21 protein-coding genes are annotated in these 21,454 nt (G+C 56.7%); 13 read left to right on the top strand and 8 right to left on the bottom strand.

What is annotated here, in order from left to right; all coding sequences use genetic code 11:
* Positions 1–24: 24 nt before the first annotated feature.
* The gene (locus WG622_RS04760; RefSeq protein ID WP_339402524.1) at positions 25–1,683 is read right to left on the bottom strand and encodes an ABC transporter permease; all 1,659 of its coding nucleotides are present in this window, start codon (positions 1,681–1,683) and stop codon (positions 25–27) included.
* An 85-nt stretch (positions 1,684–1,768) separates the two neighbouring features.
* Between WG622_RS04760 and WG622_RS04765 the strand changes: the two genes are divergently transcribed.
* Entirely contained in the window at positions 1,769–2,644 is an 876-nt protein-coding gene (locus WG622_RS04765; protein WP_339402525.1) for a hypothetical protein, read from the top strand.
* A gap of 4 nt (positions 2,645–2,648) precedes the next feature.
* Here WG622_RS04765 and WG622_RS04770 read toward each other — a convergent pair whose 3' ends face one another.
* The gene (locus WG622_RS04770) at positions 2,649–2,909 is read right to left on the bottom strand and encodes a DUF2312 domain-containing protein (protein ID WP_209356736.1); all 261 of its coding nucleotides are present in this window, start codon (positions 2,907–2,909) and stop codon (positions 2,649–2,651) included.
* 144 nt (positions 2,910–3,053) lie between these two features.
* Here WG622_RS04770 and WG622_RS04775 point away from each other — a divergent pair, with 144 nt between their 5' ends.
* A complete protein-coding gene (locus tag WG622_RS04775) occupies positions 3,054–3,269 on the top strand; it encodes a hypothetical protein (protein ID WP_339402527.1) in 216 nt (71 codons plus the stop codon).
* A 3-nt stretch (positions 3,270–3,272) separates the two neighbouring features.
* Here WG622_RS04775 and WG622_RS04780 read toward each other — a convergent pair whose 3' ends face one another.
* The gene (locus tag WG622_RS04780; protein WP_339402529.1) at positions 3,273–5,333 is read right to left on the bottom strand and encodes an enoyl-CoA hydratase-related protein; all 2,061 of its coding nucleotides are present in this window, start codon (positions 5,331–5,333) and stop codon (positions 3,273–3,275) included.
* Between the two features lie 169 nt (positions 5,334–5,502).
* On the opposite strand from WG622_RS04780, the gene WG622_RS04785 reads away from it, so the two are divergent.
* Genes WG622_RS04785 through WG622_RS04800 form a run of 4 tightly spaced genes read left to right on the top strand, consistent with a single transcriptional unit; the run spans position 5,503 to position 7,679 of the window.
* On the top strand, positions 5,503–6,366 hold the full coding sequence (locus WG622_RS04785; protein WP_339402530.1) for an MBL fold metallo-hydrolase: 864 nt from the start codon (positions 5,503–5,505) through the stop codon (positions 6,364–6,366).
* Positions 6,367–6,376: 10 nt separating this feature from the next.
* Positions 6,377–6,802: a YeeE/YedE family protein gene (locus WG622_RS04790; protein ID WP_339402531.1), complete on the top strand. Its 426-nt coding sequence runs from the start codon at positions 6,377–6,379 to the stop codon at positions 6,800–6,802.
* Between the two features lies 1 nt (position 6,803).
* Entirely contained in the window at positions 6,804–7,232 is a 429-nt protein-coding gene (locus WG622_RS04795; RefSeq protein WP_339402532.1) for a DUF6691 family protein, read from the top strand.
* A 15-nt stretch (positions 7,233–7,247) separates the two neighbouring features.
* A complete protein-coding gene (locus WG622_RS04800) occupies positions 7,248–7,679 on the top strand; it encodes a protein tyrosine phosphatase family protein (protein WP_339402533.1) in 432 nt (143 codons plus the stop codon).
* A gap of 3 nt (positions 7,680–7,682) precedes the next feature.
* Here WG622_RS04800 and WG622_RS04805 read toward each other — a convergent pair whose 3' ends face one another.
* From WG622_RS04805 to WG622_RS04820, 4 genes are all read right to left on the bottom strand, one after another.
* Positions 7,683–10,358, bottom strand: a complete 2,676-nt coding sequence (locus WG622_RS04805) for an ATP-binding protein (protein WP_339402534.1) — start codon at positions 10,356–10,358, stop codon at positions 7,683–7,685.
* Complete coding sequence (locus tag WG622_RS04810) at positions 10,359–10,640, bottom strand: hypothetical protein (RefSeq protein ID WP_209356744.1); 282 nt, start codon at positions 10,638–10,640, stop codon at positions 10,359–10,361.
* Entirely contained in the window at positions 10,633–10,998 is a 366-nt protein-coding gene (locus tag WG622_RS04815) for a response regulator transcription factor (RefSeq protein WP_209356745.1), read from the bottom strand. The genes WG622_RS04810 and WG622_RS04815 overlap by 8 nt, the downstream gene beginning before the upstream one ends.
* Positions 10,999–11,066: 68 nt before the next feature.
* Complete coding sequence (locus tag WG622_RS04820; RefSeq protein ID WP_339402535.1) at positions 11,067–12,359, bottom strand: short-chain fatty acyl-CoA regulator family protein; 1,293 nt, start codon at positions 12,357–12,359, stop codon at positions 11,067–11,069.
* Positions 12,360–12,584: 225 nt separating this feature from the next.
* On the opposite strand from WG622_RS04820, the gene WG622_RS04825 reads away from it, so the two are divergent.
* The 7 genes from WG622_RS04825 to WG622_RS04855 all read left to right on the top strand — a co-directional run bounded on the left by WG622_RS04825 (position 12,585) and on the right by WG622_RS04855 (position 20,823).
* Positions 12,585–13,922 (top strand): substrate-binding protein, encoded by a 1,338-nt coding sequence (locus WG622_RS04825; RefSeq protein WP_209356747.1) that lies wholly within the window; start codon positions 12,585–12,587, stop codon positions 13,920–13,922.
* A gap of 94 nt (positions 13,923–14,016) precedes the next feature.
* The gene (locus tag WG622_RS04830; RefSeq protein WP_339402536.1) at positions 14,017–15,048 is read left to right on the top strand and encodes a branched-chain amino acid ABC transporter permease; all 1,032 of its coding nucleotides are present in this window, start codon (positions 14,017–14,019) and stop codon (positions 15,046–15,048) included.
* Between the two features lie 4 nt (positions 15,049–15,052).
* Positions 15,053–16,243, top strand: coding sequence for a branched-chain amino acid ABC transporter permease (locus WG622_RS04835; protein WP_339402537.1), 1,191 nt, complete (start codon positions 15,053–15,055; stop codon positions 16,241–16,243).
* A gap of 12 nt (positions 16,244–16,255) precedes the next feature.
* On the top strand, positions 16,256–17,011 hold the full coding sequence (locus tag WG622_RS04840) for an ABC transporter ATP-binding protein (RefSeq protein ID WP_209356750.1): 756 nt from the start codon (positions 16,256–16,258) through the stop codon (positions 17,009–17,011).
* A 12-nt stretch (positions 17,012–17,023) separates the two neighbouring features.
* Complete coding sequence (locus WG622_RS04845; protein ID WP_209356751.1) at positions 17,024–17,779, top strand: ABC transporter ATP-binding protein; 756 nt, start codon at positions 17,024–17,026, stop codon at positions 17,777–17,779.
* A 60-nt stretch (positions 17,780–17,839) separates the two neighbouring features.
* Complete coding sequence (gene acs / locus WG622_RS04850) at positions 17,840–19,786, top strand: acetate--CoA ligase (protein ID WP_339402538.1); 1,947 nt, start codon at positions 17,840–17,842, stop codon at positions 19,784–19,786.
* A gap of 125 nt (positions 19,787–19,911) precedes the next feature.
* A complete protein-coding gene (locus tag WG622_RS04855) occupies positions 19,912–20,823 on the top strand; it encodes a DMT family transporter (protein ID WP_339402539.1) in 912 nt (303 codons plus the stop codon).
* Here the strand turns inward: WG622_RS04855 and WG622_RS04860 are convergent.
* Positions 20,771–21,451, bottom strand: a complete 681-nt coding sequence (locus WG622_RS04860; protein WP_339402540.1) for a thiamine diphosphokinase — start codon at positions 21,449–21,451, stop codon at positions 20,771–20,773. The two genes, WG622_RS04855 and WG622_RS04860, sit on opposite strands and share 53 nt — an antisense overlap.
* Positions 21,452–21,454: the final 3 nt, after the last annotated feature.

Below are 21,454 nucleotides of genomic sequence, written 5' to 3' on the forward strand. Positions count from 1 at the left end.
TGTTCGACATATGAGAACAATGACCTAGCGGTTCGCGCGTGCCAGCAGGAGCACCGCAACAAGGCCGACAAGCACGATCATCAGTGCTCCGGGGCTTGCGTCGCCGATGTTCTCAAGGCTCGCTTGATCGTGCACCCGTGTGGCCAAGGTCTCGTAGTTAAAGGGCCGCAAGAGCATCGTCGCCGGCAGTTCTTTGACGCAATCCACAAAGACCAACAGAAGCGCGGAGCCAATAGAGCCTCGGATCAGAGGGAAATAGACCTCGGCCAGAACCCGCGCTTTGCTGCGGCCCAATGATCGTGCGGCCAAGGCCAGATTGGGCGGCACGCGCCCCATCGCGGCGTCTGCTGCGCCCTGAGCAATTGCAAAGAAGCGCACGCAATATGCCAGAACCAAGGCAAAGGCCGATCCGGTCAGGATCAACGGGAATCGCCCGCCAAAGATGCTTTCCAGCAGCTCGGCCAAACGGTGATCCAAGAACGCCAATGGAATTAGAATACCAACGCCCAAAACCGCCCCGGGCGCGGCATAGCCAATGGTGGTCAAAGGCAAGAGCAGCTTGGGCAGGCTCTGCCCAGACAGGCGGACGCCATAGACCAAAAACACGCCCGCGAGCACAGTGATGACGGCGGCAATTGCTCCGACTGTGACCGTATTCGTCAGTGCTCGGATGAGCCCTTCGTCCGTCCAGCTTTCCATATTCGCCAGCGCGTGATCGCCCATAACGCCAACGGGCAGCACAAAGCCGATCAGGAAGGGCAGCAAACAGACCAAAGTCGCTAGGATCGCATTGCCACCTTTCAACGTCACGCGCGTGACAGGACGCGCGGATTTTCCAAGGTTAAAGAACTTGATCCGGCGACGGCTGATCTTTTCCGAGGTGACCAGAAAGATCACCAAAATCAAAATCACGCAGGAAATCTGGGCCGCGCCACCGGCGTTATTGCTTTCCAGCCAGACGCTGAAAATACCCGTGGTCAGAGTTTGCACTGCGAAATAGTCAACTGTGCCAAAATCGTTGACGGTCTCCATCATCACAATGGCCATGCCGGCCGCAATTGCGGGGCGTGCCAACGGCAAAGCGACGCGCAAAAAACGCCCCCAAGCCCCTGCCCCCAAAGACCGCGCCACCTCGTCGCTGGTGGCAGATTGCTCGCGGAACGTGGCGCGGGCGAGGATGTAGATGTAGGGATAAAGCGCGACTGACAAAACGATGATCGCAGCCCCCAACGAGCGCACTTCGGGGAACCAATAATCGCGCGAGGTTTGCCAGCCAAAAATGCCCCGCAACCACGTCTGCACCGGCCCCGCGTATTCCAGAAAATCCACCAGCGCATAGGCCCCAACATAGGCCGGAATCGCCAAGGGCAGCAGAAGCGCCCACTCCAGAACGCGTCTGAGCGGGAATTGATACCGGCTGACCAGCCACGCCGTGCTGGTTCCGATGACTGCGGACAGCACCCCGACCGAGACCATCAAAATCAACGTCGTGCGCAGATATCGCGGCAAGGTGGTCGACAGCAGATGCGGCCAGATGTTCTCGGTTGGAAAAAACGCAAGCGCTGCCACGGCACAGATCGGCGCAAGGACGATGGCCGCTATGACAATAGCACCCAGAGACCATGGGCTAAATGCGCCCTTCAGGCCTTGGCCCTTGGCTGTGACTGTCTCTGCGCTGCTCATGAGGCTGACTTGCCCGAAATAGGTTTCACTGTCCAGAAAGGAAGTTATACTAAGGTCTAAGAAGACAAAGAACCACAGGCAAACAATGCAGGTCGCACTCCATTTCGGCGCGCCATATACGGATGAGAACAGGCTGCAAATGTGCCTGGGCAAAAACCGTGAGCTATTGGCAGGCATGGACACTGTCGTGCCCCGGCCCGGCCAGTTCCGCAAACAGCTGCGCCCTTTGATGTCGGAGGTTCTGAATTCGTCTAACCCGATCCCTCTGCAGCAGGATTTCCTGCATGGGATCACCGGCGGCGACCGCCCCAATCGCATCATCTTTTCTGCCGACAATTTTCTGGGTTTTCCGCGCACCTCCATCAGCGAGAATGAGTTTTTTCCCGGTCCCTTCAATCGCTTGGTCAGTTTTCTGCGTCTGTTTGAAGACGCCGAGGTTGAGCTGTTCTATGCGATCCGCAACCCGGCCACTTTCATGCAGGCGCTCATGGTAGCGCATAAGGGCGATGACTTTAGCGCCCTTACGGGACATAGCGATCCGATGGCGCTGCGCTGGTCCAGCTATTTCGAAAGGGTGATAGAGGATTGCCCGAACACGCAGATCACGGCTTGGTGCAACGAGGACACGCCTCTGATCTGGGAGGAAATCCTGCGCGAAATCGCAGGCGTGGACCCGACGATCCCATTGAAGGCGCAATATGATCTATTGCAGGACATCTTGACCAAAGAAGGGTTTGAAAGGTTTGAGGAATACCTCAAGGCACGACCAGACCTGACCCAAGTGCAAAAACGCCGCGTGATCGCGGCGTTCTTGGAAAAATTTGCGGACGAAGATGCTTTAGAAGAAGAGCTCGAAGTGCCCGGCTGGACGGATGATATGGTTGAGGCGATGACGGATATCTACGACGATGACGTCTATCTGATCCAAGCCATGCCCGAGATCAACTTCATCGAACCCTAAGCGCTTAGTGCATACCAAGCGCTTCTTTGTACATTTCCAGCACCGCTTCTTCTTCGGCGATGTCGTTCTGGTCGCGTTTGCGCAGCGCGATGATCTTGCGCATCACCTTGACGTCATAGCCCCGGCCTTTCGCCTCAGCCATCACCTCTTTCTGGTGATCCATGATGTCTTTTTTCTCTTGTTCCAGACGCTCGAAACGTTCGATGAACTGGCGCAACTCGTCTGCGGTGACGCGGTAGCTTGAGTCGGTGACTTGCTCGGACATGGGGCCTCCTATTGGTGTTGGCGCGCACCCTATCGCCCGTTTTGACGGGCCACAAGCGGCCAATGTTGCCGCGCGCGGATTTCACCTTGCGACAGGCGGCGCGATGGTCTAGGCCCGAGGCGGTTTTGACGGAAGGAGACGGCCATGGAGTGGCTCATCTGGGTAGGCGCTGCGATTTCTTTGGTTGGTTTGGTGGGGCTGATTGCCTCGATCCTGCGTGTGAACCGCGCACGCAAATCTGGCCTCAGCGACGAAGAGCTGCGTGCCGCCGTTCAAGCTGCGATGCCGCTTAATCTGGGGTCGCTGTTTCTGTCCGTCATTGGGTTGATGGTGGTGATGTTGGGGCTGGCGTTCGCCTAGGGCTTAAATCCAATCGCCAAACTTTTGGCCGTTTTTGATCAGATCGTCAAAGACCGGTGATGGGCTCCAGAAGTCATCGACTTCGGCCAGAGCCCGCATTTTCTTGCGCAATGTCAGCAATCCATAGAGGTCCGCTGCTTTCATCGGCCCGCCGCGATGGCGCGGGAAGCCGTGACCAAGGGTCATGACCAGATCAATGTCACTGCCCGATTGCGCAACACCCTCTGACAAGAGGCGCGCGCCTTCGTTGGCCATCGCCGCGACGCAATAAAATTGAATGTTCTCGGTGCTCAGGTATACGTCGGGGCCCTCTTTGCCTTCTCGAAGAGCATGCACAATGCGGACCGCCTGTTTGTTCGGTGCGCGGCGCGTTTGCCCTGCTTCGTAGGTGTAAAACCCGGCGCCACGCGCCCGCCCGGTCAGCCCCTGCTCTGCCATGGCCTGCGCCAGCCGCCCTGACCTGGGAGCGCGCCCCAAATCCCACAGACGAAAGGGGCCAAGATTGAACCCATAGGCGCGCATAGCGTCGTCGATCTCTTCAAATTCGACACCGAGATACAGCAACTGTTCAGACGCCTTAAACAGAGCATTCTGCACGGCATTCCCAATCAACCCCGGCGCATCGGCGGCAAACACGCAGTATTTTTCCAGCCGCGACACAAAGCGCGCCATGGCGGCCACCACGACTTGTGACGTCATAGGGGATTGCGCCACCTCGATCAGCGGAAGCACCTCGACAGGTGCATAGGCGTAAAGCCCGACCACTTGCCGCGACCTCTGCGCCTGGCGTCCTAGTTCAGCCAAACCACCCTGCGCCGTGCCTGTGGCCAGCACCGAATGGCCCGGCATAAATTCTCCGAGCAGTCGGAACCGATCCAATTGGTCCTCTTTGCTGCCACCGGCCAAATCGAGCACCATATCGCTGTTGACGCAATCCTCGATGCGGGGCGCGAGCTCAAAGCCCTCGATCACCTGATCCAAGGTCTGGGAGGTACTGCCAGCACGTTGCAAGATCCGGTCGACCTGTTTGCGCACCCCTGCCCGCACACGCACCATATCTTCGCCCGGGGCAATCACGATGACGCCCATACTGGCGCAGAGACAAACCGCAGCCAATCCGATTGCATTCACAGAGGTCCCAATGATCGCGAGCTTGTGCACATCCCAAGCGCCCTCATCCATTGTTGCAACCTGCGCGCGCACTCGTGCCTCCGCGCGCAACAGATGCCGGTAGGATTGCGATACATGCGACTTCAGGGATTCTTCAAAGGCATCCGCTTCCAACGCCATGCCCGCCTCAAACGGCAAGAGCCCCGCAGCCTCTACACAACGGATCATATCTAATGTCGCCCGCCCTGCTCCTTTTGCGGAAGCTCTTGCATCGGCGATAGATGCCTGAAACGCCATCGGATCCTGTAGGCCCAAGGTCAGCTCGCTGGTTTGACGTTTTGGTTTGCCTTCAGAGATGATCGCTTCGGCAAAGGCCTGATATTGCGCCTCAAACTGCCCCAGAACGATTGCGTCAAATACCAATCCCAGCGATTTCACCGGCAGGCGTCGCCCGCCCAACAACACCTTGAGGCTGTTTTCGGCCCCGATCAGACGCGGCAGCCGTTGCGTCGCGCCGCCACAAGGCGTGAGGCCAAGGTTTATACCTTCAAAGCCGACTTTCGCAGTGCCCGACGCAATCCGGTAGTGCGCGGCCAGAGCCAGCTCAAAACCCGCGTCATAGGCCGGACCTTGAAGCGCGGCGATGACCGGCAACTCGAACTCTTCGATGGTGCGGGCGACATCCGCCACAGTTGGCGAGATCTGCGCGTCTTCGAGTTCTTCAAGTTCAAGGCCGGAGGAAAAATACGCGCCACGCGCGGTCAGAACAACAGCACGTATGCCCCCCAAACGTCGCACTTGGCGGAATGCATTAATCAGATCAGACCGAAGTGTCAGCGTGAGCGGATTGCGGCCGCCGGAGGACATCCGCAGCACAGCAACTTCGCCGTTGGTTTCGACGTCAACCGTTCCTTGCATCCCCGACTGCCCGATGGTCTTTTCGCGTCTTGTCACCCCATTCTACGCTCAGTTCTTGGTGAGGCAAGAGGCAGCAGCTGTGACACGCGTTCCGAATATACGACGTTACGTCGATTGGTGATTTATTGTACGCTAACCGCATTGAAATGTTTGACACACCCCACACATTCACTAAGCTGAATGTGTAAAAGTAGGGATACGATTGATGACTCCTGACGTTAAAGCCTTTTTCGATACCGCCACCAATACAGTCTCTTATGTCGTGCAAGACCCCGCAGGCAGTTCCTGCGCGATTATCGATAGTGTTTTGGACTTCGACTATGCAGCCGGTGCAACCAACACCAAATCCGCAGATGAGGTCATTGCCTACATCAAGGCCAATGACCTGCGCGTGGATTGGATCCTAGAGACCCATGTACACGCGGATCACCTATCGGCTGCCCCCTATCTGCAAGAGCAGATCGGCGGCAAGATCGGGATCGGCAATCAGATCACAGTGGTGCAGGACACATTCGGCAAAGTCTTTAACGAAGGCACAGAGTTTCAACGGGACGGCAGCCAGTTTGACCAGCTGTTCAGCGACGGCGATACGTTGATGATCGGCCAAATGCGATGTGATGTTATGCACACGCCGGGCCATACGCCGGCTTGCCTTACCTATGTGATTGGCGATGCGGCCTTCGTGGGTGATACACTGTTCATGCCAGACTTTGGAACTGCGCGCTGTGATTTCCCCGGTGGGTCCTCCGAAAAGCTCTATGAGTCCATCCAGCGCATTCTGTCCCTGCCCGATGACACACGCATTTTTGTGGGCCACGACTACAAAGCACCCGGCCGCGACGAGTTCGCGTGGGAAACCACTGTGGCCGAAGAGAAATCGCGCAATGTGCATATTGGCGGTGACGCCTCGAAAGAGGCCTTTATGGAGATGCGGGACGCGCGAGACGCAACCTTGAAAAAACCGGCGCTGATTATCCCGTCGCTTCAGGTGAATATGCGCGCGGGTCAAATGCCTGAACCTGACGATCAGGGCGATGTCGTCCTCAAAGTCCCTCTGAACAAACTCTAGGAGATCGAGCATGCCAATGGATTGGATAATGGGCCTTGTCGGAGGCCTGATGATCGGCGTCGGTGGCGCGGTGTATCTGTTGATCAACGGACGCATCATGGGCGCCAGCGGGATTTTGGGCGGCCTCATTGATGGCAGCGGCAAAGCCACAGCGGGCGAACGCCTTTGGTTTGTTGCCGGCGTTTTTGGCGTACCAACAGTGATTTATCTGCTAAGCGGCCCGATCGACACGCATGCGACCACCAATGTCGCGGTTTTGATCGTCGCGGGCCTTTTGGTCGGCGTCGGAACGCGCCTGGCGAACGGCTGCACTTCGGGTCACGGCGTCTGCGGGATCTCGCGGTTTAACCTGCGCGGGATCGTGGCGACTGTTTTCTATATTTTGGCGGGTGGTCTGACTGTTGTGCTTTTCCGCCATATGCTGGGAGCAATCTGATATGTCTCGGAACCTATATGCATTAATCGCTGGCGGTATTTTCGGTGCAGGCCTTTTGGTGTCCGGCATGACGGACACGTCCAAAGTGCAGGGATGGCTGGATATCTTTGGCGCATGGGACCCAACCCTTGCCTTTGTTATGGGCGGTGCAATCATCCCGATGGCCATTGCCTGGAGGCTCACAGAAGGGCGTGCGCCAGTCTTGGGCGGCACCTTTCCAGCCAAACCCGATGCACGATTTGACCGAAACCTCGTCTTGGGCTCTGTGCTCTTTGGTATGGGCTGGGGGCTTGCGGGCCTATGTCCCGGCCCTGCGATTGCGTCTCTGGCGTTCGGCGGATGGCCGCACATTTTGTTCTTTGTGGCGATGCTTTCGGGTATGTTAGCGACACCAAGGATCAGGACTCGTCTGGACAGCCTCGCAACCTAGAGGTAATCACCTCCTATGGATATTCGTGAGATCACACCCCGCTACTACGTTGCGCCTCAGATTGACGCAAAAGACCTGAGCGAACTGAAAGCCCAGGGCTTTACCTGCGTCATTTGCAACCGCCCGGACGAGGAGGTTCCCCCGTCGCACCATGCGGTCGCGATGGAGAAAGCCGCAAAGGACGCGGGGCTTGATTTTGTGATCAATCCTTTGACCCACGACACGATGACCGACGACCGGCTGGCGCTGCAACGCGCCACGCTTGAAGGCGCAGATGGCAAGGTTCTGGCCTATTGTGCCTCTGGGACTCGATCGACCGTGGCCTGGGTTCTCGGACATGCGGATAGTGAACCAGCAGATGCGCTTTTGGGCGCTGCGGCGCAAGGTGGATACCACCTTGACGCGCTGCGTGGACGCATCGATTTCATCGCGTCCCAGAAACGCTAAGCCTTACTGAACGGGCGGCGTCGCCGACTCTGGCAGTATCACGCGAAACGCAGCACCGCCCTGCCCTGGCAGATAAGTAATCTCGCCGCCAAGGCTGGTCATGACTTCCCGACAAATCGAGAGACCAAGACCGGCCCCACCCGCCTTTGACGCATTCACGCGCACGAATTTATCAAAGATCCCTTCTTGGGATTTGCGCGCGATGCCGGACCCGTTGTCGATGAAATCGATGGTCAGCCGCGCGTCCGATTGCGCGACTTTGATGCGCAATTCGGGCTTTTCCGCATCGCAATACTTCTGCGCATTCCGGATCACATTGATAAAGACCTGACGCAGGCGTTCCACGTCCGAATAGATCTCGATATTTTCCGACGCACGGTTGCGGCGGACCCTGAGGTCGACCTCCTCTCCGGACAAAGCCACCGTCGCGGAATCATCCAAAAGGTCCGAGAGTGTCGCACGCTCGTAGTTCAGCTTCACACGCCGGTTTTCCAACATGCTCAGGTCAAGCAAGTCATCCAAGAGACGCGTCAGCCGCATGGCCTCGCTGTGGATGATGTCGCTGTATTTAAGTTTGTCCTTGGTGCTCAGCTTTTCAGAGTCACGCAGGATCTCGGAAAAGGCCCGAATAGAGGTCATCGGCGTGCGCAGCTCGTGACTGATCTGGGACAGGAAGTCGTCTTTCTGTTCAGATACTTGCGTGATTTTTTCATTCGCCCGACGTAACTGGCGAGCCGTGCGTTGAAGTGCTTCGGATTTTGCCTCAAGCTGGCTGGAGTATTCCATAATCTGGGCGGTTTCATTGGCCACGGCCAAAAGATCCTGCACAGAAACAGACGCCCGCCCAACAAGTTGCGACACCATCGCATGAGCGGTTGCCGCGCCGACAACACCCGAGAATTGCCGTTCCAAAACTTGCAGGAATTCCGGATCAGGGTCGGGCAAATACCCGTTTACGCCCTGCCTGCGCGCTTCTCGTTCAAACAGATCTTGCGTCTCGCGCGCGCCGAGGATCCTTTGCGCCATGACCATCAAGTCTTCACTCTGCGCGACCCCGCCGGACCAGCTTGGCGCTTGCGTCGAGTGGTCAAAAACATTGACAAATTGTGCGCCCTGCAGCCGTTCGATTGGAGTTGGGAAAGACCCCAGCGACACCACAACGAAGGTCAGGGTATTCAGGGAAATCGACCAAAGCATCGCATGCAGCAACGGATCCATACCATTGATGCCAAACATCGCCTGAGGACGCAGCCATAGGATGCCAAAAAGCCCTTCGTTCATGATGAAAGGCGACCAGGCTCCGAAACTGGGCAGCAAGAGCGTATACATCCAGATCGCAAAGCCCACGGTCATGCCGGCAAAGGCGCCGATCCGTGTGGCACCGCGCCAGAACACGCCGCCGATCAACACCGGCAGTACCTGAGCCACGCCAGCAAAGGCGATGAGGCCAATCGCAGCCAGTGCAGAGCCACCACCGCTGAGTTGGAAATAGAGGTACCCCAGAAGCGTAATCCCGACGATCGAAAACCGGCGTGACAAGAGCATCACATGGCGCACGTCGCCCGAGAGGGTCACTTGCTCCATCCGGTTCGCCCACAGCCAGATCGGAAGAACTATGTGGTTAGACACCATTGTCGACACAGCGATCACAGCCACAATCACCATCGAGGAGGCGGATGAAAACCCGCCAATGAAGGACAACATCGCAAGGGCTTCGTTGCCGGTGGCAAGGGGCACGGTCAAAACGAAGAGGTCAGGGTTGGATCCCTCAGGCAAGAGTTCCAGACCGACGACCGCGATAGGTACAACAAAAAGGCTCATCACCATCAGATAGGTCGGAAAGGCCCAACTCGCGGTGCGCAAATGGTCTTCGTTGTCGTTTTCCACGACCATGACCTGAAACATGCGTGGCAGACAGAGGAAGGCCGCCGCTGACAGGAAAATAAGCCCTGCCCAGCGCCCGCCTGAAATATGCCAGCCGGAAATCGGAGAGGCTTCGATGCGTTCCAGAATATCAGCCGGGCCGTCTGCCACGAACCAAACCACAAAGACCCCAACGGCCAGCAGCGCGAAAAGTTTGACGACAGCCTCAACCGCAATTGCCATGACCACGCCATAGTGGCGTTCGTTCACGTCCAGATTTCGCGTGCCAAAGAGGATGGTAAAGATCGCAAGGCCAATGGCGACATATAAAGCAACAGAGGTCAGCTCGACATCTTGCCCGCCCGAAGCCCCAACAAAGACTGAAGAACTCAACGCAACCGATTGAAGTTGCAGCGCAATATAGGGCGTCGTTCCAATGACCGCGAGGATCGTCACCCCTGCCGCAACCACATTGGACTTGCCATAACGAGAGGAAATCATATCGGCAATCGAAGTGATCCGCTGCGTGCGCCCAATACGCACCATCCGCCGCAAAAGCCACCACCACCCGATCATGACAAGTGAGGGCCCGATATAGATGGTCAGATACTCAAGACCGGATCGCGCGGCATATCCTACCGCGCCGTAAAACGTCCAGGCTGTACAATAGATCGAGAGGGACAGTGTATAGACGACAGGCATCCGCAAAAAGCCGCCCTGCCCGCGCTTGTTGGCGCGTTCGGCCAGGAAGGCAACGCCAAACAGAAAGATCACATAGGCAATACTCACTGCGATCAGGACGTTTAACGCGCCCATTTAGTGCTCCTCCGGCCTTTGACCGTCTTCGGAGATCTCCCTGTCTCCGCCCTTTCCCAAAACAGTAGCCGCAATCGCAGACAAAAGGATCAACACAAACCAGACCAAAAAGATATAAACCGTCGCGCTTGATGTGCTGATGGTCGAAGGGCCTTCGCGTTCCCACGTTAAAGGCAGCATCCAAAGGATCAGGCCCAGAAACGGTAGAATACGGATAGCGTCCACCAACCGATGACGCCGGTACATCTGGCGTTCAAGAAAGACGATCCGCCGCTCAGACATTGGCCGTCAATGAACGCACCGCGTCCAAGACCTCGGAATTGGCGAAAGGCTTGGTCATGAACATGCTGACACCCAACTTTTCCGCCAACTCGCGATCGCGCGTTTGACCACGCGCAGTCAGCATTAGAACAGGCGTTTCAGCATAAGCCGCGTCCGCGCGCAGATCTTCGAGAATCTCGAAACCGCTTCGACCCGGCAGCATCACATCCAGAATGATCATATCGGGCGAACGCTCTCGTACAGCGTCCATCGCGTCATGCCCGTTTGCATGGGTGACGACGTCATATCCTTCGCGAGACAGGATAAAATTGATGGCCTCAATGATGTTGGGCTCATCTTCAATCAGCAATACACGCATGCGTCACTTCCTCCCGTCGTAAGCAACCGCGTTCGGCTATTTGTAGCGACACCTACGCAAAATCCAAGCTAAATGCCATCGACAAGGATCGAGGGTTCTCGGCGGGCGTTGCATTTTTCCACGGAGCAGATACGGCAAGCGGCCCCAACTTGCCCTTCTGGCGGCAGTCTTTCGCGGTTTGGCGTTATCAACATGGTGGCTGTGAACGTCGTGTTCTGACCAAATTGTGGACGGCCCTGCGGCTCTGAAACTGCGAAGCATTTGAACTGCTCCATTTCGCGCGCCGCAAATTCCACGACCTGCATCAAAGGTTGTCCCGGTTGCTGTAATGCGCGGAACAGAGGCCAGCGAGGACAGGCGGAACTATAGCGCGGCAAGCTAAAGCCCTTGATCTCTTTGCGATAGATCATCGTGCCCGCCATGTCGCATTTCACCAGACCATAGTCCTGATCCAAAACGCCTTTGGGCAGAAACGCAATGCGCCGCATGGTAGCCCCGAGCGAGACTTTAAACCGTTCGGCCAAAGCTGCGACGTCGCCGTCACACTCGCGATGTGCAACCTCAAAATCATCGAGAGGCATGGCGCGGGCGTTTGCCGCATAGTCTTCAAGCAATTCCCGCGCGAGGAATTTTGCGCCCTTACTTCGTAGAAGCTCTGACTGATGTATGACCGCCTCTACCTCCGCGCCGTCTTCTATCTCGGGAAAGAAATACGCGGCCTGCCCCAAAAAGCTGTGCAGCTCATCCCTTGGCGAAGCCAGTCGGGTCTCGGCTTCTTTGGCGCCATCCAGATAATTTACAAGAAGCTGCGAACTTTCGGCCAATCGTTGACTGTCCTCAGAGAGGTTGCGGTGAAACCGCGCGCGCCACTCCGGTTCGAGTTCGCGGTTTTCGTGCAGAATGCCAGCGGTTGCATGAACCGCTGTAACCATCGAGAGCACCTCGTGCATCGCTGCCGCAAGTTCGGGGTCATGCGCCAGCCGGTCACTCAGCGTTTCAACCGTGCGTTCCAGCTTGAGACCCAGCTGATGTTGAGACCGGATGATATTCGCCCAACCAGGGAAGCGCGCGGCGAATTCATCAATCCGTTCCAGCTCTGGATCCGCCTCTGTCGTAACGTTTGCGGCCTCTCGAAGGGCTGAAATCAGGGTGGCTTCTGCACCTTCGCTCAGCAACGTTGCCTCGACACCAAGAACATTTGCGATATCGACTACGAGTTTGCCGCCGATTCTGCGCTTGTCATGTTCGATTAAATTCAAATAAGAGGCAGAAATTCCGACGCGGGACGCAAGGTCAGCCTGCCGCATTTTCATAGCCATACGTCGTTCGCGAACACGGCTTCCGATAGAGCGATCTTTCATCTCGGCATATCCTTGCTTTTTCAACGACTTGCTCAGCCGTGAAAATTTTCTTTACAAAACCTGCTAGCACACCGTGATTTTCTTTACAAAATTTTTATTACGACAAAGGCGCTTGTTGCGAAATTTTCAACTTCCCACTGATACTCGAAGGGCACGTAAAGTGTAATGTGTGTGCCGCGGAGGAGGCGGTCATGCACAATAATCTGTTTAAACGGGAGGAATATAATGTCCAAATCGACATTGACTCGTCGCGGCGTCCTGAAATCCGGTGCAGTTGCCGGTGCAGGTCTCGCGCTGCCAACATATCTGGCCGCTGGTAGCCATGCTGGTTACACCAACGCGCCAACTGGCAGCACTGTGACGCTTGGCTTCAACGTACCACAAACTGGTCCTTACGCGGACGAGGGTGCGGACGAACTGCGCGCGTTCCAGCTTGCGGTCGAGCACCTGAATGGCGGCGGCGACGGCGGCATGATCAACACCTTTAGCTCCAAGACGCTGGACGGTACCGGCATCCTGGGCAAAAAGGTTGAGTTCGTCACCGGCGACACCCAAACCAAATCTGACGCGGCACGCGCATCTGCACGTTCCATGATCGAAAAAGACGGCGCAGTTATGATCTCTGGGGGCTCGTCCTCTGGTGTGGCTGTTGCGGTTCAAGCGCTCTGCCAAGAAGCAGGCGTTATCTTCATGGCGGGTCTGACCCACTCCAACGACACCACCGGTAAGGACAAGAAGGCCAACGGTTTCCGTCACTTCTTCAACTCCTACATGTCCGGTGCGGCGCTGGCGCCAATCTTGGCCAACAATTACGGCACCGACCGTAAGGCGTATCACCTAACCGCGGACTACAACTGGGGCTACACCACCGAAGAAGCGGTGCGTACCTCGACTGAAGCAATGGGTTGGGAAACAGTTGCAGCGGTGAAAACACCACTGACACAAACTGACTTCTCTTCCTACATCGCGCCTGTTCTGCAGTCCGGTGCTGACGTTCTGGTTCTGAACCACTACGGCGGCAACATGGTGAACTCGCTGACCAACGCGGTTCAGTTCGGCCTGCGCGACAAGCTGGTGAACAACAAGAACTTTGAAATCGTTGTTCCTCTGTACTCCCGCCTGATGGCGAAGGGTGCGGGTGCCAACGTTAAAGGCATCTACGGTTCCACCAACTGGCACTGGTCCCTGCAGGACGAAGGTTCCAAAGCGTTCGTTCGTTCCTTCGGTGAGAAGTATGGCTTCCCACCATCCCAGGCGGCACACACCTGCTACGTACAGACCCTTCTGTATGCAGACGCGTGTAACCGCGCAGGCACCTTTAACCCATGTGGCGTTGCAGAAGCTCTTGAAGGCTTTGAGTTCGACGGCATGGGCAACGGTAAAACTCTGTACCGTGCCGAAGACCACCAGTGCTTCAAAGACGTTCTGGTTGTGCGTGGTAAAGAGAACCCAACTTCCGAATTCGACCTTCTCGAAATCGTTGAAGTTACTCCTGTCGATCAGGTTACCTACGACGCTTCCATCTTTGGTGGCGAACTGGGTTCCTGTAACCCAGGCGCGTAAGCGAACCTCCCAGAATGGGGCGCTGATCGCCCCATTCCCTTTAAAGTATCACGCAGCCCTCCCGAGGGTTGCGTGACCTAATACGGTGGGACCAATGGAAGCAATTATCCTACAAATTCTCAATGGCTTAGATAAGGGATCCGCCTATGCGTTGATCGCTCTGGGCCTTACGCTGATCTTCGGCACACTTGGGGTTGTGAACTTTGCACACGGCGCGCTCTTTATGATCGGCGCTTTCTGTGCGGTGACCCTCAGCCGGATCTTGACCCTGTCACATACAGTCATCGATGAAACCCGCACGGACTTTCTCGGCAACCCGTTGAAGGTCGATGTGCCCTATGTTCACGACATCTTCGGAGTCGCGACGGGGGATGCTATCATCGATTGGGCGGTCCCTCTGTCCATCCTTTTCGCGATCCCAGTGATGATCGGTATCGGCATCATTATGGAGCGCGGCCTTATCAAGCACTTCTACAAGCGCCCGCATGCGGACCAGATCCTCGTGACCTTTGGTCTTGCGATCGTTTTGCAGGAGATCATCAAATACTACTTTGGTGCGAACCCTATCCCAACCCCTGCGCCTGACGCCTTCAAAGGCTCTTTCGACTTTGGTCAAGCGCTTGGATTTGATCCGAACCTGATCATCTACCCCTACTGGCGGATCGTCTACTTTGCCTTTGCAATCGTGATCATCGGTGCTGTCTTTGCCTTCTTGCAGTTCACCACCTTCGGGATGGTTGTGCGGGCCGGCATGGCAGACCGTGAAACCGTGCAGCTCCTGGGCATCAACATCGACCGTCGCTTCACGCTGATGTTCGGCATGGCCGCCGCCGTCGCGGGGCTCGCGGGTGTCATGTACACACCTATTAACTCGCCAAACTATCACATGGGTATGGACTTCCTTGTTCTCAGCTTTGTTGTGGTTGTTGTGGGCGGCATGGGCTCCTTGCCTGGCGCGGTTCTTGCAGGCTTCCTGCTCGGCGTTCTGGAAAGCTTTGCCTCCATGCGCGAAGTCCTCGCAGTCCTGCCCGGCCTTAACCAAATTATCATCTACCTCGTCGCCATCGTGATCCTTCTGACCCGTCCACGCGGTCTGATGGGACGCAAAGGCGTGATGGAGGAGTAAGACTATGTTCGGACTTGAAAAGAAAGACTGGAACCTCTTGCTGTTCGTAGCAGCACTGGTGGCCCTCGCGCCGTTTATCCTGAACCCCTTCCCGGAAAACTCTGCGATGGCTCAGTTCAACGCAGGCTATCCGGACCTGATGCAGCGCTTTGTGATCTTTGGCATCTTTGCCATTGGCTTTAACATCCTCTTTGGCCTCACAGGCTACCTCTCCTTCGGCCACGCGGCCTTCCTCGGAGTGGGGTCATACGCGGCGATCTGGATGATGAAGCTGCTGACCATGAATGTGATCCCTGCGATCATCCTGTCGGTCATCGTTGCGGGTATCTTCAGTGTGCTGGTGGGCTATGTGACCCTGCGCCGCTCGGGCATCTACTTCTCGATCCTGACGTTGGCTTTCGCGCAGATGTCTTACTCCCTGGCCTACTCGGTTCTGACGCCGATCACCGGTGGTGAAACCGGCCTGCAGCCAAAAGTCAGCGATCCCCGCATTCTGGACGGAGCCATCGCGGATGGGACAATCCCAAAAGCCAACCTCTTTGGTCTGGAGATGGGCGCAAGCTTTGATCTGAGCATCGCGGGCTGGGTCTTTACCTTCAACGCAGGCTACTACATCGCAGCCATCGTCATGTTGGCGAGCTTCTATCTGGCGATCCGTATCTTCCGCAGCCCCTTCGGTCTGATGATGCGCGCCGTGAAGTCCAACCAGCAGCGGATGAACTACACCGGTTTGAACACCAAGCCTTACACCCTCGCAGCCTTTGTGATCTCTGGCATGTATGCGGGTCTGGCCGGTGGTCTGATGGTGGCCATGGACACCCAAGCGGGTCCCGAGCGGATGTTCTGGACAGCCTCTGGTGAGGTGGTTCTCATGACCATCCTTGGTGGCGCGGGCACGCTGATCGGTCCGGTTCTGGGCGCAGGTGTGATCAAATACATGGAAAACATCCTGTCCAAGATCAACTCTGACATCCTGCACGGCTGGTTCGCCTTTATGCCAGACGGCATGGAAGACTTCACAGTCGCGATCCTTTACCCCTTCATCGGTAAAGGCTGGCACCTGACCCTGGGCATTCTGTTCATGCTCGTGGTGATCTTCCTTCCGGGTGGTCTTGTCGAAGGTGGCCAACGTATCCGAGCGATGTTCGGACGCGGCAAAGCCGAAGACAAACCCTCAACCGAACCTGCAGAATAAGGAGACTGACCTATGGGAATTCTCGAAGTCAAAGACGTCGGCAAACGGTTCGGTGGCCTGCAGGCCCTCGGCGATGTGAACCTCAGCGTCAAAGAAAACTCTGTTCACGCCATCATCGGCCCGAACGGAGCTGGCAAATCCACCCTGCTGAACTGCTTTGTGGGAAAACTGATCCCGGACACAGGCTCTGTCACCTTTGACGGCCAGTCCGTGCTGGGACGCACGCCCTATGAAATCAACCAGATGGGCATCAGCCGCGTGTTCCAGACCCCCGAGATCTTTGGCGATCTCTCGGTGATGGAAAACATGATGATCCCGATCTTTGCCAAGCGTGATGGTGCTTTCCGTCTGCAGGCCATCCCACACATGATGGAAGAAAAAGACATCGTGGAAGCCGCAGAAAAGCAGCTGGTTGATATGAATATGGCTGACAAACGTAACATGCACGCCGCAGCCATGTCCCGCGGGGACAAGCGGCGTCTCGAGATCGGCATGTGCCTCGCTCAGGAACCTCGTCTCTTGCTTCTTGACGAACCCACCGCTGGCATGGCGCGTGCCGATACCAACAACACGATCGACCTGCTTAAACAGATCAAGGAAGAGCGTGACATCACCATCGCCATCATCGAACACGACATGCACGTGGTGTTCTCGCTGGCAGAGCGTATCACCGTGCTGGCCCAGGGCACCCCTCTTGTTGAGGACACGCCTGACAATATCAAAGGCCATCCAAAAGTGCGCGAAGCCTACCTCGGCGAAGCGGCGTAAGGAGAAATCACAATGAATGATAAACCCGATTTTTCCAAAGGCGTGAACCGCGCGGAAACAGCCCCTGCCTATCTCTCGGTGTGGAACCTCGAGAGTTACTATGGCGAAAGCTACATCGTGCAAAACATCAGCTTCAACGTGCACGAAGGCGAAATTCTGGCTCTGCTCGGCCGGAACGGCGCTGGCAAAACCTCGACCCTGCGTTCGATCGCGCGGATGGATGAGCCACAGGTGCAAGGGGGCGAGATCTGGCTGGATCACAAACCCCTGCACTCTTGCGCAAGCCATGAGGCCAGCCAGATGGGCATCGGCCTTGTGCCAGAAGACCGCTCGATCATCCCCGGCCTGACTGTGGAAGAGAACCTGAAACTGGCCCAGATTGCGCCGCCGATTGGCTGGTCGCTGGAACGTCTCTACTCGCTTTTCCCGCGTCTGGGCGAGCGTCGCACCCAAGAAGGCGTGACCCTCTCGGGTGGTGAGCAGCAGATGCTGGCGATTGCGCGCGCCTTGGCACGGGACATCAAAGTTCTGCTGCTGGACGAGCCTTACGAGGGTCTGGCCCCTGTGATCGTGGATGAGATCGAAAAGACTCTGCGCATCATCAAGGAACAGGGCATCACCACGATTATCGTGGAACAAAACGCGGTGCGGGCGCTGGAATTGGCGGATCGCGCGGTGATCTTGGATACCGGTGGCATCGTCTTTGACGGCACCGCGCAGGAAGTGCTTGAAAACGAGCAGCTCCGCGCTGAATATCTGGCTATCTAAGTCGCAACTGGCGCGCCCTACCCTTCGGTGGGGCGCTGCTTTGCAAAATAGGATTACAACATGACTTCACCTACATATGCGCCGTCTGCGGAACTGGCGTCCAAAGCACACGTGGACGCAGCCAAATATGAGGAAATGTATGCCGCCTCGATCAAAGACCCTGACGGGTTCTGGCGCGAGCAAGGCGCGCGGATCGATTGGATCAAACCTTTTACCCAAGTCAAAAACGTCAGCTATGATTTCGGCAATGTGAATATCAACTGGTATGCGGATGGCACGCTGAACGTATCCGCCAACTGCATCGACCGTCATCTGGCGACGCGCGGCGATCAAACCGCAATCATCTGGGAACCTGACAGCCCTGATGAGGCCGCGCAGCACATCACCTACCAAGAGCTGCATGACAACACCTGCCGTATGGCGAATGTCCTCAAAGACATGGGCGTCGGCAAAGGCGACCGCGTCGTCCTTTATATCCCGATGATCCCTGAGGCCGCCTATGCGATGCTGGCCTGTACCCGCATCGGCGCGATCCATTCGATTGTTTTCGCTGGGTTCTCGCCTGACGCTTTGGCGGCACGGGTGAATGGCTCTGAGGCGAAAGTCGTGATCACTGCGGACGAAGCGCCGCGTGGCGGCCGCAATACGCCTTTGAAAACCAATGCCGACAAGGCGCTGGAGGCCTGTTCCGATAGCGTGAAGTCCTTGGTTGTTCGTCGCACCGGCAGCGACGTGCCTTGGAATGACGCGCGGGATTACGACTATAACGCTTTGGCGGCTCAGGCCGCGACCACCTGTGCTCCGGAAGAGATGGGCGCGGAAGATCCGCTGTTCATTCTCTATACCTCGGGCTCTACGGGTCAGCCAAAGGGCGTTGTCCACACCACCGGCGGCTATATCGTTTACGCGAGCCTCACCCACCAGATGACCTTTGACTACCACGAGGGCGATATCTTCTGGTGTACGGCGGATGTGGGCTGGGTCACGGGCCACAGCTATATCGTCTATGGTCCGCTCGCGAATGGCGCGACGACCGTCATGTTCGAAGGCACTCCGACCTATCCAGACGCCTCCCGCTTCTGGCAAGTCTGTGAAAAGCACAAGGTCAATCAGTTCTATACCGCACCAACCGCGATCCGCGCGCTGATGGGGCAAGGTGATGAGTTCGTGAAGAAAGCTGACCTGTCCTCGCTGCGCATCCTTGGCACCGTGGGCGAGCCGATCAACCCAGAGGCCTGGAACTGGTACAACGACGTTGTCGGCGGCGGCAATTGCCCCATCGTGGACACTTGGTGGCAGACTGAAACAGGCGGTCACCTGATGACCCCCCTGCCTGGCGCGCATGCGACCAAACCGGGCTCTGCGATGAAACCGTTCTTTGGCATTGAACCTGTGGTTCTGGAACCTGCCTCTGGCGAGATCATCGAAGGCAATGGCGTCGAAGGCGTGCTTTGCATCCGCGACAGCTGGCCCGGCCAAATGCGCACGGTTTGGGGCGACCATGAGCGGTTCGAGAAGACCTACTTCTCTGACTACAAAGGCTATTACTTCACCGGTGACGGCTGTCGCCGCGATGAAGACGGCGATTACTGGATCACAGGCCGCGTTGACGATGTGATCAACGTTTCCGGTCACCGTATGGGGACCGCCGAAGTTGAAAGCGCGCTTGTAGCGCATGAGAAGGTCGCTGAGGCCGCCGTCGTGGGCTATCCGCATGATATCAAAGGTCAGGGCATTTATTGCTATGTCACTCTGATGTCCGGCGAAGAACCAACGGAAGAGCTGCGCAAAGAGCTGCGCACTTGGGTGCGCACAGAAATCGGCCCTATTGCCAGCCCGGATCTGATCCAATGGGCGCCGGGCCTGCCGAAAACCCGCTCTGGTAAGATCATGCGCCGTATCCTGCGCAAGATCGCGGAAAACGACTATGGGTCTCTTGGAGACACCTCCACACTCGCGGAACCTGCAGTCGTTGATGACCTCATCGAAAATCGTATGAATCGATGAGGTCAGACTGAGGGGCTTTGCCTTTTGGTTGAAATGCAAAGGCTGGGAGGGTCCCAACTCCCGGCCTTTGTTCTGTCTGGCGATGATTGATTGACGCGTGGGGCCATCGCGCCTAGCGTCGCCGCATGGCAGGTGATCGTCCGTTCCTTGGTATTCTTTTGATGTTGGGCTTTTGCCTGATCGTCCCTTTGGGCGATTCATTGGCGAAACTGATTGGCCCTGTGTCGACCCTGGCCACGCTCATCGTCGCGCGGTTTGTGTTTCAGCTCGTGATCCTAACGCCAATGGCGCTTGCCATGAAACAGAAGATCTTTCTGTCAGGCCGCCTCTTTTGGCTGGCCTATGCGCGCACGCTTTTGCAGATCGCAGGGCTTGGATGCATGTTCACCGCCCTGCTCTATTTGCCGCTGGCTGATGCGGTGGCGATTGCCTTTGTGATGCCCTTCATCATGCTCCTGCTTGGGTGGTTTTTCTTGAACGAGACGGTTGGCACGCGTCGGATCATTGCCTGCTCTGTTGGCTTTGTTGGGACGTTGATGGTAATCCAACCAAACTTCCTTAGCGTCGGCTGGTCGGTGCTTTACCCTCTCGCTGTCGCCGTGATCTTTGCCTTTTATATGCTGGTCACACGCCAGATCGCCAAAGACACCGAGGCCATCGCCTTACAAGCACAGAACGGAATAACGGGCTGTCTGACCCTTATCCCGATCCTTGTTGTGTCGCATTGGCTGGAGTTCCGCCCATTTACATTTGAATGGCCAAGCTCGGACCTCTACTTCGCATTCATCATCATGGGGGTTGGCGGCACCGTCGCGCATCTTTTGATGACGCTGTCCCTCAGGTTCGCCCCCTCAGCCACGCTTGCGCCGATGCAATACCTCGAGATCCCTGTGGCGACGCTCTATGGCTATCTGATGTTTGACGAACTGCCCAACGGACTCGCCGCGGCTGGGATCGTCGTCACCATCGCTGCTGGGCTCTATATTATCTATCGAGAGCAGGCCAGCGCGAGGAACACGCAAGCAGCGCCTCAGTAGCAGCCTCAAGCTCGGCTTCCGGTAGGACCATCAAAAGCTTGGGCGCAGTTACCGAGATCTCTATGTCGCCTTCTGCCTCATTGGACGTTCCGACCATCCCGTCAGGCGCGAAACTTAGACCGGATATGGGCCACTTCAAACCGTCTGAAGTGCCTTCGACCAAACCCATGGGAAACAATGACACCCGCGTCCCTGCCGCAAGCTCCATTTGGAAGTGTGGTGGAAGCAAAAAGGCAATATCGGTATCACCCAACAGTATGCAGCGCCGATCAGGCCGTCGCACCAATGTGTTCAGACAGGCAAGGTAGTGATCCACCCGCAATCCGGTGAAACCAGCGCCCAAAACCAAAGGCGCGTCGATAGACCGAAGGGCTTTGTCAAAGTCGGTGGACTCTTGTTCTTCGATCCGGTGAACAACCTCAGCAGGCAACGCGGAAATATTTGCAAGACTGTCCAAATCGCCAAACACCGCCTCGGGCATGACACCCGCGTCCAGACAGTGCTGCGCACCGCCATCGGCCGCAATCAACTTAGGTGCGATTTTCAAACAACGCAGGATTGCGTCAGACGTCGCCAATCCAGCGCCCACAAGCGTCACTGTTTCGCTGCTGTGAACAATGGCTGTCATACG

Origin of the sequence: Cognatishimia coralii, assembly GCF_037478305.1 — a bacterium.
Taxonomy (GTDB): Bacteria; Pseudomonadota; Alphaproteobacteria; order Rhodobacterales; family Rhodobacteraceae; genus Cognatishimia; species Cognatishimia coralii.

Coding starts and splice junctions, on each gene's coding strand:
- acs (WP_339402538.1), top strand. CDS start 17,840: ATGACTTCACCTACATATGCGCCGTCTGCGGAACTGGCGTCCAAAGCA.
- WG622_RS04840 (WP_209356750.1), top strand. CDS start 16,256: ATGGGAATTCTCGAAGTCAAAGACGTCGGCAAACGGTTCGGTGGCCTG.
- WG622_RS04775 (WP_339402527.1), top strand. CDS start 3,054: ATGGAGTGGCTCATCTGGGTAGGCGCTGCGATTTCTTTGGTTGGTTTG.
- WG622_RS04815 (WP_209356745.1), bottom strand. CDS start 10,998: ATGCGTGTATTGCTGATTGAAGATGAGCCCAACATCATTGAGGCCATC.
- WG622_RS04805 (WP_339402534.1), bottom strand. CDS start 10,358: ATGGGCGCGTTAAACGTCCTGATCGCAGTGAGTATTGCCTATGTGATC.
- WG622_RS04760 (WP_339402524.1), bottom strand. CDS start 1,683: ATGAGCAGCGCAGAGACAGTCACAGCCAAGGGCCAAGGCCTGAAGGGC.
- WG622_RS04810 (WP_209356744.1), bottom strand. CDS start 10,640: ATGTCTGAGCGGCGGATCGTCTTTCTTGAACGCCAGATGTACCGGCGT.
- WG622_RS04845 (WP_209356751.1), top strand. CDS start 17,024: ATGAATGATAAACCCGATTTTTCCAAAGGCGTGAACCGCGCGGAAACA.
- WG622_RS04830 (WP_339402536.1), top strand. CDS start 14,017: ATGGAAGCAATTATCCTACAAATTCTCAATGGCTTAGATAAGGGATCC.
- WG622_RS04770 (WP_209356736.1), bottom strand. CDS start 2,909: ATGTCCGAGCAAGTCACCGACTCAAGCTACCGCGTCACCGCAGACGAG.
- WG622_RS04835 (WP_339402537.1), top strand. CDS start 15,053: ATGTTCGGACTTGAAAAGAAAGACTGGAACCTCTTGCTGTTCGTAGCA.
- WG622_RS04855 (WP_339402539.1), top strand. CDS start 19,912: ATGGCAGGTGATCGTCCGTTCCTTGGTATTCTTTTGATGTTGGGCTTT.
- WG622_RS04795 (WP_339402532.1), top strand. CDS start 6,804: ATGTCTCGGAACCTATATGCATTAATCGCTGGCGGTATTTTCGGTGCA.
- WG622_RS04860 (WP_339402540.1), bottom strand. CDS start 21,451: ATGACAGCCATTGTTCACAGCAGCGAAACAGTGACGCTTGTGGGCGCT.
- WG622_RS04825 (WP_209356747.1), top strand. CDS start 12,585: ATGTCCAAATCGACATTGACTCGTCGCGGCGTCCTGAAATCCGGTGCA.
- WG622_RS04765 (WP_339402525.1), top strand. CDS start 1,769: ATGCAGGTCGCACTCCATTTCGGCGCGCCATATACGGATGAGAACAGG.
- WG622_RS04785 (WP_339402530.1), top strand. CDS start 5,503: ATGACTCCTGACGTTAAAGCCTTTTTCGATACCGCCACCAATACAGTC.
- WG622_RS04800 (WP_339402533.1), top strand. CDS start 7,248: ATGGATATTCGTGAGATCACACCCCGCTACTACGTTGCGCCTCAGATT.
- WG622_RS04820 (WP_339402535.1), bottom strand. CDS start 12,359: ATGAAAGATCGCTCTATCGGAAGCCGTGTTCGCGAACGACGTATGGCT.
- WG622_RS04790 (WP_339402531.1), top strand. CDS start 6,377: ATGCCAATGGATTGGATAATGGGCCTTGTCGGAGGCCTGATGATCGGC.